Genomic DNA, 14,168 nt, shown 5'->3' with positions numbered 1-14,168 from the left:
CACTCCCCGCAAATCAACCACCCCCTTCAGCAATCAAAGGCCGGACCGATTGGGACCACCAACACGCCACCATTCAATAGTAAATTTTTTAACATTTTTTGATTGATATAAATTTAAAGTTAGCGACATTGCTCTCAAGAAGGGAGTACAACACCTCTTGATTGCATCCCGTCCGTTGCTCATATTAGAGAAAAAGCTATTGAAGCAATCCCTATCCATACCATTTGTTTTGTTCTTCGCATCTATTCTGTTCGTAAGCTGCGAGGGCGGACTTGAACCGCCGATGGAGGAATCAAATCCAACCGGTGTGATTTCTGGAAAGATAACCTACTCGGGAGAATGGCCGCCGGAAGATTCATTGAAAGACCTCCGGTTTGTTGCACTCAAATCCAAACCTCAGTCAGCAGCTGATATTGTTTCGGTTTTTCCTGATCTCCCGTTCAGCCAAAGACTCAAATACAATGTTGAAAGAGATTCCTTCAGAGTAGATAACGTGCGGAACGGAGTCTATGTTTATAACGCAATAGCTCAACAATTTGGAGATCAGATTCTACAAGACTGGAAACCTGTTGGACTCTATATGAAAAACAATGGTATTATAATTATTGATGACAATACCGTTTCGATTGAGATAGAAGTTGACTTTGATAACCCGCCACCCTTTCCTCCTGAGTAGATGAAAATGCTACAAACAAATATCAAACCGCTTCTTTTGAATCTCCTGTTTTTTTTGATGATTCATTCCGGAGCATATTCTCAGGAAAATTCCGGAATCATTGAGGGAACTGTTCAAAACAGGTCTGGAGAAACATTGCCGGGAGTTCATGTCACAATTCCGGATTTGGAGATTGGAACCGTTACAAATGCCAATGGAGAATTTCGCCTGGCTTCTGTTCCGGCGGGCACCCATCTTCTGCAAATCTCCATGGTCGGGTTTGAGCAAAAAACTGATCGTATCATCGTGAAAAATGGAGAAAAAATAACTCTCAACATTGAACTGACTCCATTGGTTTTTCAGTCTGATGAAGTGGTCGTTACTGCCTCACGCCGGAGTCAGCTCATTGGAAAAGTATCTGTGAGCATGAATACCGTCTCACCCGAAGAGTTGACCTCCCGAAATATTACGTCGCTCGACCAGGCCCTCGAATATGTGCCCGGCGTTCAGGTTCACGGCAATTCGGTAAATATCCGTGGGTCATCAGGATTTTCGTATGGGGTTGGAAGCCGTGTTTTGCTTTTGGTGGATGGCGTTCCGCTGATGGGACCCGATGACGGCGGGATGGATTTCGACGGACTGCCACTGATTCAAACACGCCAAATTGAGATTCTAAAAAGTCCCGGCTCAGCCCTTTATGGCGGAGGAGCACTGGGCGGTGTTGTGAATATCATCACCAAAGATTTTTCTGAGGAACCGGAGAACACTGTTCGGTTTTATGGAGGAGGATATGAACCGGTTCGTTATCAAACGTGGAGATCCGGCTGGAGTGATGGTTCTGAATTTCGTCCGCAGGGAGGCGTTATTTTCGGGCGATCTCACCAGGTTTCCGATTCATTTGGTTATTGGATCAGCGGTAAACTCCATAATAATTCAGGATACCTGCAAAACAGTTCCCGAAAAGGATTTGAAACCTACATCAAGTTTGGTTGGGATATTTTTGAGGATATGAATATCTCGATGTACACCGGTATCCGCCGAAATAATAACGAACAGTTTCTATATTGGGATGGACTGGATAATGTTTTGAGTCCAGGCTCCATCAGCCTGACCGGTGACGAAGCCAGTGGTGCCAATGACGGGCTTTCCGACCGGCTCACAATTCTTCCCGTGTTTCAGCACTCCATCAACCAAAATATTCAATACACCTTAAAAGGCCGGCTTTTTGGCGTGGCATTTCGGCCGCTCAAGGGCAATGGCAATATCAGTCCGTCTGAAAGGCACAACAAGGGCATTCGATATGGATTAGAAGCAGAAACAACCATCCAGGCTTCGGATGAGATGATCATCAGCGGCGGAATTTCTTTTGACGAAAATGTGATAAACTCAGATGTGTTTGTGGGAGAAGATTCATTGACGGTTCGAAATCAACCCGAAGGCGCACTCTTTTTCCAGGCTGAATACACCTGGAATGATCGGCTGACAACCACTGCCGGCCTTCGATACGATGCTTACCAGGTTCACACACGGAGTACAGCCACACAATTCAGCCCGAAATTCAGTGCCTCTTATTCGGTCTCTGACAACCTCACCGCACGAGCCTCTTTTGGAAGAGGATTTCGTGTACCCAGTGTGGCGGAACGCTTTGTAAACAACAGCGATTTTTTCCCGCTTAAATCGAACCTGACTCTTAAACCTGAAACCAGCACCGGTTATGAAACCGGAATGACGTACATCAGTCCTGTTCTAAATTCATACAGTTTAAAAGCCGAGTTGACTGGTTTTTGGAATGAGTATCGCCGTTTGGTTGAGCCCACCTTTGTTGAGGAACTCGCTGCTTTCCAATTTGTAAATGTTACGAAAGCTCGAATTCGCGGAGCCGAAGCATCGATCTCTGTTTCTACTCTCGATCAAAACCGGCAGGTCAAATTGGGATATACGTTTTTGAACACGACCGACCGGGAATTGAATCAACCCCTGCTCTATCGGTCGAAACATCTGTTCCATGCATCCGCAAACTCAATGATTACAGACTGGATGGAAGTTGGTTTAGATTTCCGGGCTGCAAGTCCGCCCGAACGGGTGGATACTGATTTCTCTCTTTTCGTACCGGATGCAGAAGTGTTCCCGGCTCAATATATCACCGATCTTCGTTTCAAATTCCAGTTGCCGAAAATTAATGACGGACTTAACCTAAACGCCTCTCTTTTGATCAATAATCTGTTCGATTATTACTACGTAGAAAGGCCTGCTATTTTTGCACCTCCAAGAAATTTTCAAGTTGTTTTACAAGCTGCTTTTTGAATTCAATTAAAAGAGTATATTCAGTTAATATATCATTGGTTTATGGAACAAATGTACCTGTTAATTGTTTGTTTTAATAAACCCGAAAACACTATTTATGAAGACTTTTTTAAAGATTATTGCAGGTATTCTCCTCTTTCTGATTCTGGCACTGGTTGGCCTGAATCTATATTTCACTGACGAGAGACTGAAAGAAACCGTTTTACCCAAAGTCCGTAGTGCCACCGGAAGTGATGTTCAGGTTGAGAATATGTCTATCACATTCTTCCGAACATTTCCAAGCTTTGGTGTAGAGCTCGGAAGTATCCAAGTTCCGGATCCGGAAGGAGACCCCATTGCCACGGTTGATGAAATTTTACTCTCGCTTGATTTTTTCAGCCTGTTTGGTGACCAAATCTCTATTTCAAATTTAAACGTTCGGCAACCCACTGTTTATTACACAGTTCGGGCCGATTCTACAACCAATATAGATTTTTTATTTGAATCCTTCGAAAGCGACACCACAACATCTCAGGAATCGGGCAGCATTTCAATTTCCGGTTTTGAGCTGACAAATGGATCCATCCATTATGCAGATCAAACCTCAAACTCAGAAGCTCATCTCGAAGATTTAGATGCAAATATCACCCTCACATTTTCAGATATCATCGAAAGTACAATTGCTGCAGAATTAGCCTCTCTCTCCTATTCTGTCGGTGAAACCAACTATGTTGAAAATCTGGCCCTTAGTATGGAGCAAACCTCAACCCTGGACATGGAAAATGAGGTTCTAACATTTTCCGAAGGCACTTTTTCAATCCGCGGGCTCGCGTTAAATCTCACAGGATCCGTATCCAATTGGAGTGGTGAGGCACCTGAAGTCTCACTCAACTTTAACTCAAATTCAGATAATTTTGGTGAACTTCTGAGACTGGCTCCCCCTGAATATGAGGATCAGCTAAGTGGATTAAACACCCGTGGGTCACTTGTTTTCGAAGGAAATATAGACGGAGCATTTACGGAAGAATCTTTGCCAAACTTTAATGTTACCATTGGTGTGAATGATGGATTTCTCCAAAATCCCGACCTTCCCGAAGCAATTCAGAATATCAACATCTCTGCAAACGTGAATAATGAATTGGCAACCATTGACCAATTTAGCGCCGAAGCCGGTGAGAATCATCTTCGCGGTTCCGGACAAATCAAACAGCCTCTCGAGGAAAATGCATCTTTCACGCTCGATGTAACCGGCGATATCAACCTGGCGACGGTGAGCAGTTTTTACCCTATCCAGGATCTGGGGCTCGAACGTCTTAGCGGTCAGTTAAACCTCGACGCATCTGCAAACGGACGTATGGATGATTTTGAAAATGCTCAATTCTCCGGCGAATTTATTTTGGCTGATGGAAACCTCAAATACGCAGATGTACCAAATGCTATTGAAGCGATTAATGCAAGAATCAAAGCCGACCAAAACCGAATCGATATTGCCGAATCGGGATTTACGGCCGCAACAAATCAGTTCAACCTTTCCGGGACTATCCTGAATCCGCTGGATGAAAATCAGAGAACAGTGGATGTGGTTTCAAACGTTAACTTTGACCTTGCAACCATCAAAAATTTCTACCCAATTGATGAAGATACCTTGCAAATGCGCGGAAAATTGATTGCAGAAGTTGCACTGAAAGGTCAGCCCGACCCCGATCAACTTGAGACAGTGCTGCAGCGCGGAACCATTGATCTGACGAATGGGTATATTTCGCATAAATCTCTTGTGAATCCTTTAGAGGACTTCACGTTTCGAGCCCAGGCTCAGGGACGGCAATTAACGATTTCTGAAGCTCGATTTACCAGTGGAGAAAACGCTCTCGCAATGACAGGATCAGTTACAGATTACCTGAGTGACGAGCCAAACATTAACCTGACATTTGACGGAAATGCCGCATTCAGCAGTATCACCTCTTACTACTCGTTTGAACCGATGATCCAGGAACTAACCGGAAACGCCGTATTGAACCTGAATGTACGCGGACCGGTTGGAAATATGCAGAACATAGCTCTGGATGGCTCACTTGAAGTTGATAATGTAAGTGCAAGAGGCGACTCGCTTCCGCTGCCCATCACCCAACTTTCCGGGCGGATGAGTGCAAAACCGAATCAAATGAACCTTGAACAATTCTCGATGAATTTGGGAGAATCAGACATTCAACTGGAGGGTGCTCTTCAAAATTACATGAGCTTTTTAGCTGAAGAATCATCCACGATGCCATCCGTAAACGGTACGTACACAAGTAGTTTATTAAATGTAGACGAGATGATAGACTGGGAAGAGGAAACTGATGAAGAACCCATTCCCATCGAGCTTCCTGAACTTACAGCGTCTGTTCGGTCTGAAATTGGCGAACTTCAGATTTTTGGCCTTTCCATCACTAATCTTACCGGTAACGGGCGAATGACTCCCGGCGAGATCGGCGTTTCGAATGCTACCGCACAAATGTTTGATGGAGAAGCCACAGGAGAGATGGAGTGGACGGTAACAGGCCCCCTTAACACAAGCATTTCGTTTTCGGGAAACCTCGATAGCCTGCAAGCAAAATCATTTTTCAGAGATACCGGATTTCTTGGCCCCAAAAGTACCATTCATCAATATATTACCGGAACATTTAGTGCTGATGTAGATTATGCAGCTCAGCTTCAACCAAATCTTTCCCCCGATATTTCAACCGCCGATGCCAGCGGAACTTTTGGAATGAGCAAAGTGAGGCTTGCCGGCCATCCAATCCAGGCTAAAATTGCCGAGTTCCTCAAAACACCGGAACTCACATCACTTACACTCGACCGCTGGAATGCAGACTTTACGATGGATAATGAGATCATGACCTTACAAAACTTTAATCTGACCAGCGGTAATCTTGGACTTGAATTGAACGGAAGCTTAAATATGGTCACCGATAAAATTGATTATAAAGCGACCCTCTTGCTACCTGAAAGATTCAAAAAAGGGATTGCAACAGTTATATCCGGAAGAGCGGCAGATGCACTTCAACTTGAAGATGGCAGAATGGCAGTCCCGATACAGATAACAGGTACAACAGCTTCACCGAAGGTTGGTCCTGATACTTCCAAAGTTGATCAAATCGTCAGGGATTATATCAGAGATGGTGCCTCTAATGTATTAAGAAATTTGCTTGACGGATCTTAAGCTGAACTTTTTTATCCTTTAACAACCCAAAAAAACATAATTTCTATTGATATTTCTTGCACAATAGCGTATTGTTTCCCATAATGTTATTGATTTCTAATTAACCATCACAGGTCACAACAGGGAATAACGAAATGGGTCAATGGGTTAAATTAGCGTTTAGCGCTTTTCTTTTGGCTTTTGGAGCTATTGGACAGATATCGGCTCAATCAAGCCAGGAGGAACCCAATCGTCTGAGTATCGGAATAATGGGGGCCGTTACAACCGGTCATTTAGATCTCGGTTCTGCTTTTCAATCCTCGGTGGATGCGAATTTTGAATTCCAGGAACGGCTTAATAATACTCTTGGATTCAATATTCGGTATGTTGCCACTCCCGAAATTGCTCTTCAAACAAATGTAGTCTTTGGAAAATTTTCTTTCCTTAGTGACATTTTTCCAGACGATGCTCTTACATTCAATAACAACTATGTTACCACTTCTCTGACAACTCAACTCAGCCTTGTTCGTATCTTTGGAGCTTCGGCTAAAAATTTTAATCTATTTGGTAGTTTTGGTACCGGGTTGATGTTTAACGATGTATCCATTGATTCAGAAGCTCCGGAAATTATGAATTCGGATGTAACTCCCGCCGACCATCCTTTCTCAAACTTTTTTACAACATTCGGCGGTGGAATTCGCTTCAACCTCGGAAATCGAATCGATTCATATGCTCAATATGAATACTCCTCAGCCAGCAGAGATATTATCGATGGTAACTTCATTGGCGAACTGCTGAATCTTGGCGGGTCATCTGAAATTTCCAATTCATGGAGTGCCGTTACTTTTGGCATACAGTTTAAGTTTGGCTCAAGTAGCGTGGATGCCGATTGGCCAACCGTATCTCGTGTGATTGCTCCCGAGCCGCCACCTGAACGTGATATGTTCGAACGCCTCGAAGAGCTCCTGGCTCGTCAGTCAGAAATGTTTCAGGAAGAGATCGACGAACTAAGCGGACGAATTGATTCGCTTGAACTGGCTTTACTTGAAGAGAAACAGCGGAACGAACAGTTGGCGGAGCAGTTAGAAGAACAGCAGGACGAAGAAGCACCTCAAAATGAGGAGATGGCTGAACAAATTCGTGAACTGCAACAACAGGTAGCCGAACTTGAAAGTGCGCTTGCTGCAGAACAAACGGAAGAACAACAACCCACTATCGCCGAAGAAACAAGACAGCCGGCTGACGCAGCTAAAAGAGATGAACGACCCCGAACAAAAGCGATTCAAAGAGTCCGGGTACAGGGTGAAATGCTTGGCGTCAGGCAGTTACCCCAACCCTTGCCGGTGGAAATTGTTCTTGTACCGGATGCACCCGAGGAAATTGAAGAGGCCGATGCTTTAACACAGATTGTAGAAGAATCCCAGGTAAACCCGGAACAACTTGATATTGCAGAACCTGAATCAGAAGAGTTTGAAGAGATTACAAAAAGAGTTCAAAGTGAAAAAGATGTCTCTTTCGAAGATGAAACTATAGAACCTGAACCGTTAACCGATACTATTTTTGAGGCCACTCCTGAAGCCGAACCGGCTGATGAGATGCTTGCTGATGCAGAAGTGGAAGAACCGGGAGTTGAAGAGAAACAGGAAGATGTTTTTGAAAGAGCCGATTCACTAAGAGTTGTTGATTCAATCGAAGAACTGGACAGCACAAGCCAGGGCATGGCTCATGTTCGGGATGATGTAACCCGTCCTGATACAGCAGACCTTGAAGTTCCAAAACCTGAAGAGAAAGATCCTGTACAGCCGGATCCGGATCAAGAACAGCCGCAACCTGATGAGGAAGTCACGCCTGACGATTCTGAAGAGATTGCATCTGCTGATATTGAACCCGATCAACCCGAAACACAAACAGATACTGATGGGGAGATTGACGAACAGATAGCCCAGGCCGATACAGATACAACTGATGCTGAAATGGAAGAAAGCCAAATTCAGCAAGATGCCACCCAACAGCAAATGGATGCTGCCGAACAGCCTGGAAAAGAAGGAATGAACTGGACATGGTACGCACTGATAGCTGTTGCTGTTTTAGGAGCTGTGTACTTTGTTGCAAATATGTTCAGGTCAAAATCAGATTCCGATTCTGAATAATCTTGTCTTCAATTCTATCCAACTTTTTTACAAGTAAACAGATTGGCTTTCACCTGTCGTTAAATAATCTTCAACTAATTATCCAATCTGTAATTGCCGCCTGCCTTTCGTATTTTCTTATTATAATTATTTATCACTACCAAATAAGTTTATGAATTCGAGCAATTATTTCACTTGGGAAATGGATCCCATCATCTTTACCATTCCCGAATTTAACCTGCCTTTTCCACTATCTGTCTGGGGACTCGTCCTTGGGTTTATTTTAATCTATTTTGGTTTCCAACAGATTAAACCGGAATCGAATAAACAGGAACCGGAGGCCTGGAAAATATGGGGAGTTATTCTCGGGGCTCTTGCAATTGGTCAACTTCCTTTTCTGATTATTGAATCACCAACTTTAACATCTATTGGCCCCATTCAGCCGCGCTGGTATGGATTAATGTGGGTTTGCGCTTTTGGAACCGGTTATATGATTGGCCTTAAAATGTTCAAAGATGCAGGCAGGTCAGTTGAAGAACTGGATCGTCTATTGATGTATGTTCTTGTGGCCACAATTATAGGTGCTCGTCTTGGACATGTTTTCTTTTATGAAGCAGATTTTTACCTGCGGAATGTGCATCTGATTCCACAAGTCTGGACCGGCGGACTGGCATCGCACGGAGCGGCTATCGGGATTATAATAGCGATGTACCTATTTGCCAAGAAAACCCATGGAGTTACTTTTTTGTGGGTGGCCGATCGTGTGGTTCCCGGAGTGGCCATCGGCGGTATGTTTATTCGAATTGGCAACTTCTTTAATTCAGAAATTATCGGTGTTCCTACAGATCTTCCATGGGCTGTTGTGTTTACAAAAATTGATATGCTTCCGCGTCATCCAGCCATGCTTTATGAAGCAATCCTCTGTCTTTTTGTATTGATTCTGTTGATCGCTCTCTATAAAAAATATGATCAAAAACCACCGGAAGGATCACTATTTGCAACCTTTTTGATTGTTTTGTTTGGAGCCCGGTTTTTCCTTGAATTCACAAAGCAAACACTTGCAGATTTCCTTGAAGGATCTCTTCTGGATATGGGACAGCTGTTAAGTGTACCGCTTGTTTTGATCGGGATCTGGATTCTTTGGAAGAAGGTCAACTGGAAGAAATAATCGATTCTCATGAGTCATACAGAATTGATATCAAACCTTGAGGAAAAATATCAATCTGTACCCGAGGTAATTGAGCATTTTAAATGGCTCGAAGAATATCTTTTTAACCATGATGATCTCAGAGGTGTGTTTACAACTGCTTATCTCCATATCACTCAGTCGATAGGAGCAGCTCTTCAAGAAAACTCGTTTCACGACAACTCCTGGAGCCGTGATTACCTAATCTGTTTTGCCAACCTCTATCGTGAAGCGATGCTGAACTACGAGCGGGGTCATTTAGATCTGGTACCTAAATCCTGGAAAATTGCATATAACCTGTCAAAGAGTAACGAGGGATATGTTATTCAACACCTCATGCTGGGAATTAACGCTCATATAAACCATGATTTGGCACTGGCATTACATCAAACATCTATCGATCCTAACCGGGAGGAAAAGTATAAAGATCACACCGACATCAATATTATCCTTGAGAAAGCAACCGATGGTTTGAAAAAAAATGTGGCTGACAAATATGCTCCTATTTTAAATCGATTAGACAGAGGATTGGGATCCATCGATGATGAGATTACCGCTTTTAGCATTCCCAAAGCAAGAGAACATGCCTGGTCGATGGCTATTGCATTAACAGCCGCTCAATCAAACCTGGAACGAAAGATCCTCCGCAAATCACTGGATGAACAGGCTGCGGTCATTGCACGACTTATCCTGGCGTCACCTTTACGGCATCCTGAAGTAAAGGAAACTGTAACCTTCCTGAAATGGATTGATCAAAAGGTGAATCGAATCATCCGTTTTTTCAGATAAAGATCATTTACTTTTTTTTCTTGATGATCTCGAACGCGACTCCTTCAACTGATGTTACCTTACCAAAATCAAAACTATGACTCGATACTACTTTACTTGTTTAATATTACTGCTCTCTGTTCCATCACTTTTAGCCCAGGAGAGAATTACCAGCGAAGATGAAGCCAGGGCTGTTTTTGATGAAGTTGAAGAGCGTCGCAGTTCCATAGAATCGGAATTTTCGGTTCTGGAGATGATTATCACCGATTCACGTGGACGAACCCGAACCCGTGTCATGCAATCCTGGACCCGAAACAGAGATGAGAACACCGATAACCTGATTATTTTTTCTGAACCGGCAACTGTGCGCGGAACGGGGTTTCTATCTGTAAACGAAGACGGCAACGAAACACAACGACTCTATCTCCCCTCAATCGGCCGAATCCAGGTAATCAGTGCGGCTGAACAGGGCGATCAATTTATGGGCAGTGATTTTACTTACGAAGATCTTGGTGACCAGGATCCTGATGATTATCAATTTGAATGGCTCGAAACCGATGAAACTCATCATACCGTTCGGGCTACAAAACCAAACTCCAATCAATATTCATCTGTAGAATTTGTGATCCGAAAAGATACCTACGCACTGGAGACAGTTCGTTATTTCAGTGACACCGGAGAGATGATTAAACGGCTTGAAGCAGAAAATTTTGAACAGATAACCGACGTGCTTTGGAGTCCCCGAAAAATGACAATGTACGACCTGCGGGACGACCGTAAAACTGAACTCAACTGGCAGGAAAGAGAGATCAATGCTGATATACCGAACTGGCGTTTTACAGTTAGAGGTTTAAGACGGGGAATTTAGTGTCAGACTTGAGAGTTGAGAGATGAGATAGACATAGTGTTGAAAGTACGAGCGAGGACGCTCGCGCTATATTCTTCGAATTTAGAAAACGAAATGGCGAAAGCGTCTTACCCATGCTCATGGAATATGGAAACAAGCGCAAGACGCCCGAATTTTCAAAATTTCGACACCTGTTTTTAGTAGATATAATTCTTCTTCACAAGTAGTTCAGCATTCAGAATAGCTCCGCCGGCTGCACCACGAATGGTATTATGTGCCATCGCCACGTATGAGATACTCAGAACATTTGATTTCCGAACCCGGCCAATCGCTGTCTGCATTCCATTTTCACTATCTGCGTGGAGACGCGGTTGAGGATACCGATCATCATCAAACACATGCAACGGGTAATCAGGAGCAGATGGCAGCCTGAAATTGGCAATCGGGCTTTTCCACTCTTTCAATGCCTGTTTTACATCTTTTTCATCTGCTTCGTTTTCCAGTTCAACAGTTACGGATAACAGGTGACCATTCAGAACAGGTACTCTTGTGGCCGTTGCCTGAACTGCAAAACTGGCATGCTGAATCGCACCCTCCTCAAATTTTCCAAGCATCTTTAGTGGTTCTTGTACAATCTTTGATTCTTCTCCTCCAATAAATGGAACCACATTTCCTAAAATATCCAGGCTGGGAACACCGGGATACCCTGCGCCGGAGATCGCCTGCATAGACGTAACTACTACACTTTTGATTCCAAAATTGTCATAAAGCGGACGAAGACTCATGGTTAATGGAATTGCCACACAATTCGGATTTGTCACAATCCACCCGCTTTCATCATCAGTAAAGGATTGGGTTTTGATCATATCAATATGATCGGGATTTACTTCCGGAATCAGGAGGGGAACTGTAGGATCCGTTCTGTAATTTTTTGCATTACTGATAACCGGAATTCCAGCTTCAGCAAAATCTTTCTCAACTTCCGTAGCTACGGAGGAATCCAGTCCTGAGAATACAAAATCGACATCATCAAATTCAGAAGAAACACAGTTACGAACTTCCAAATCAGCCACCTTATTTGGCATGGGCGTACTCTCAATCCAATTCGCCGCCACTTTATATGGTTTGCCTGAAGAACGTTCGGAAGCACCAAGTGCCTGAATTTTAAACCAATCGTGATTTTCTAAGAGCCGAATAAATTTCTGGCCTACTGCTCCTGTTGCGCCAAGAATACCTGCTTTATACATGTTAATCTGTAATAATTATTTTATCCAAGAGCTGATTAAACCCTTATGTTCTTGTTAAATTGCGAAAGAGAGTAAAAATAGTAAATGATTCGGACAAACGATTCATCAAAGGAAAGAAATTTGCTATCTTTTGCCCTTTCACAGCAGATTTATAGAGTTACCGGATGAGCATTATTGGCCTAATCAAAAAATGTTAGCATTTACACTCATCCGATGACTACATTTTTCCAACAATTTTAACGAACATTTATTCTCAAAGAATATGTCAATAACCCATTTAGATAACCTTGATAAAATCGTATCTCTCTCTAAAGCACGGGGATTTATTTTCCAGTCATCCGATATTTATGGAGGACTTGGAGCGGTCTATGATTATGGTCCACTTGGTGCAGAGCTAAAACGAAATATCCAGCAGGAGTGGTGGAAATCTATGACGCAGGTTCACGACAATATTGTTGGTTTGGATGCCGCAATTTTTATGCACCCGAAGACCTGGGAAGCCAGCGGCCATGTGGAGGGGTTCAATGACCCCATGATTGACGACAAACAGTCAAACAAACGATATCGTGCAGATATGCTGATTGAGCAGCATATTCAGAAATTGAGAGATAAAGGAAAAGATGATAAAGCCGATGAGATCCAGCAATTGCTCGATACAACAGGCACGCGAAAAGGGTTGTGCGAAGATCTGTATGAAATCATCATGGAGGAAGAGATTCGAGCTCCCGATTCAGGAGCATTCGATTGGACCGAGGTCCGTCAGTTCAACCTGATGTTTAAAACTCATTATGGTGCAACCTCAAGTGGAGATGATGACGCGATTTATCTTCGGCCCGAAACCGCCCAGGGAATTTTTGTGAATTATAAAAATGTGATGGACACCGCTCGTGTTCAGGTTCCCTTCGGAATCGCCCAAATTGGGAAGGCATTCAGAAATGAGGTTGTGGCCAGGCAGTTTGTGTTCCGAATGAGAGAGTTCGAACAGATGGAGATGCAATACTTTGTTGAACCGGGAACCGATGAAGGAGAATATGAAAAATGGTTAGAAAACCGATTGAACTGGCATAAAAAAATGGGTGTGCGTGCAAGCAATTTGCGAACCTCCCCCCATCCACCGGATAAATTGGCTCACTATGCACGAGCTGCAGCTGATATCCAATACAAATATCCAATCGGCTGGCAGGAAGTGGAAGGCATCCACAACCGGACGGATTTTGACCTTTCCCGCCACCAGGAATACTCCGGTAAGAAGATGGAATATTACGATCAGCAAAAACAGGAACGCTACATTCCCTATGTGATTGAAACCTCTGTTGGACTGGACCGAACCACGCTGATGATTTTATGCGACGCCTATCGCGAAGAAGAGGTGGACGGAGATACCCGAACTGTTCTAAAAATGAATCCAAAACTGGCGCCAACTAAAGTGGGAATCTTTCCGCTTATCAAAAAAGACAAGCTCCAGGATCTGGCACATAAAATTGAGAAAGATCTGCGGGGCGAATTTACCGTTCGATATGATGAATCTGGCTCCATCGGTAAACGGTATCGGCGGCAGGATGAAGCCGGAACTCCTTTCTGCGTAACGGTTGATTTTGATGGCGTGGAATCGGAAGGTGAAGATACGGTAACAATCCGTTATCGGGACGATATGACCCAAGACCGCATTCCAGCCACTAAAGTTGCAGATGTGATTCGGGATAAAATGAAAGAGTGGACGCCTGAAGATTAAAGAAAATCAAGGACTCATCGGATGAGTATTTTTAATCCTGCTATGCAAGTATCAGGCTTGTTCACTCATCCGATGATTTAGGGTTATCAAACCCTGTTATTTAATAGCTGATTGAGTGAACCTTTCGCTAATGCTATCTA

General features: G+C 43.5%; 9 protein-coding genes. 8 read left to right on the top strand and 1 reads right to left on the bottom strand.

Annotated elements, in window-relative coordinates:
• The first annotated feature begins 199 nt into the window (after window positions 1-199).
• The 7 genes from U5K72_06150 (at window position 200) to U5K72_06120 (ending at window position 11,070) form a co-directional block, all read left to right on the top strand.
• On the top strand, window positions 200-676 hold the full coding sequence (locus U5K72_06150; protein ID MDZ7718388.1) for a hypothetical protein: 477 nt from the start codon (window positions 200-202) through the stop codon (window positions 674-676).
• 36 nt (window positions 677-712) lie between these two features.
• A complete protein-coding gene (locus U5K72_06145) occupies window positions 713-2,959 on the top strand; it encodes a TonB-dependent receptor (protein MDZ7718387.1) in 2,247 nt (748 codons plus the stop codon).
• 97 nt (window positions 2,960-3,056) lie between these two features.
• Entirely contained in the window at window positions 3,057-6,140 is a 3,084-nt protein-coding gene (locus tag U5K72_06140) for an AsmA-like C-terminal region-containing protein (GenBank protein MDZ7718386.1), read from the top strand.
• Between the two features lie 134 nt (window positions 6,141-6,274).
• A complete protein-coding gene (locus U5K72_06135) occupies window positions 6,275-8,269 on the top strand; it encodes a hypothetical protein (GenBank protein ID MDZ7718385.1) in 1,995 nt (664 codons plus the stop codon).
• 181 nt (window positions 8,270-8,450) lie between these two features.
• Complete coding sequence (gene lgt, locus U5K72_06130; GenBank protein ID MDZ7718384.1) at window positions 8,451-9,416, top strand: prolipoprotein diacylglyceryl transferase; 966 nt, start codon at window positions 8,451-8,453, stop codon at window positions 9,414-9,416.
• A 9-nt stretch (window positions 9,417-9,425) separates the two neighbouring features.
• Window positions 9,426-10,223, top strand: a complete 798-nt coding sequence (locus U5K72_06125) for a DUF5995 family protein (protein ID MDZ7718383.1) — start codon at window positions 9,426-9,428, stop codon at window positions 10,221-10,223.
• A 76-nt stretch (window positions 10,224-10,299) separates the two neighbouring features.
• On the top strand, window positions 10,300-11,070 hold the full coding sequence (locus U5K72_06120; GenBank protein ID MDZ7718382.1) for an outer membrane lipoprotein-sorting protein: 771 nt from the start codon (window positions 10,300-10,302) through the stop codon (window positions 11,068-11,070).
• Between the two features lie 176 nt (window positions 11,071-11,246).
• Here U5K72_06120 and asd read toward each other — a convergent pair whose 3' ends face one another.
• Window positions 11,247-12,296, bottom strand: coding sequence for an aspartate-semialdehyde dehydrogenase (gene asd, locus U5K72_06115; GenBank protein ID MDZ7718381.1), 1,050 nt, complete (start codon window positions 12,294-12,296; stop codon window positions 11,247-11,249).
• Between the two features lie 262 nt (window positions 12,297-12,558).
• Here asd and U5K72_06110 point away from each other — a divergent pair, with 262 nt between their 5' ends.
• On the top strand, window positions 12,559-14,028 hold the full coding sequence (locus U5K72_06110) for a glycine--tRNA ligase (protein MDZ7718380.1): 1,470 nt from the start codon (window positions 12,559-12,561) through the stop codon (window positions 14,026-14,028).
• The last annotated feature ends 140 nt before the right edge of the window (window positions 14,029-14,168 follow it).

The organism is Balneolaceae bacterium, assembly GCA_034521495.1.
Taxonomy (GTDB): domain Bacteria; phylum Bacteroidota; class Rhodothermia; order Balneolales; family Balneolaceae; genus Rhodohalobacter.
Note: the sequence above shows the minus strand (reverse complement) of the source record. Positions and strands in the feature narration are given on the sequence as shown.

Coding starts and splice junctions, on each gene's coding strand:
- U5K72_06140 (MDZ7718386.1), top strand. CDS start 3,057: ATGAAGACTTTTTTAAAGATTATTGCAGGTATTCTCCTCTTTCTGATT.
- U5K72_06135 (MDZ7718385.1), top strand. CDS start 6,275: ATGGGTCAATGGGTTAAATTAGCGTTTAGCGCTTTTCTTTTGGCTTTT.
- lgt (MDZ7718384.1), top strand. CDS start 8,451: ATGGATCCCATCATCTTTACCATTCCCGAATTTAACCTGCCTTTTCCA.
- U5K72_06125 (MDZ7718383.1), top strand. CDS start 9,426: ATGAGTCATACAGAATTGATATCAAACCTTGAGGAAAAATATCAATCT.
- U5K72_06120 (MDZ7718382.1), top strand. CDS start 10,300: ATGACTCGATACTACTTTACTTGTTTAATATTACTGCTCTCTGTTCCA.
- asd (MDZ7718381.1), bottom strand. CDS start 12,296: ATGTATAAAGCAGGTATTCTTGGCGCAACAGGAGCAGTAGGCCAGAAA.
- U5K72_06110 (MDZ7718380.1), top strand. CDS start 12,559: ATGTCAATAACCCATTTAGATAACCTTGATAAAATCGTATCTCTCTCT.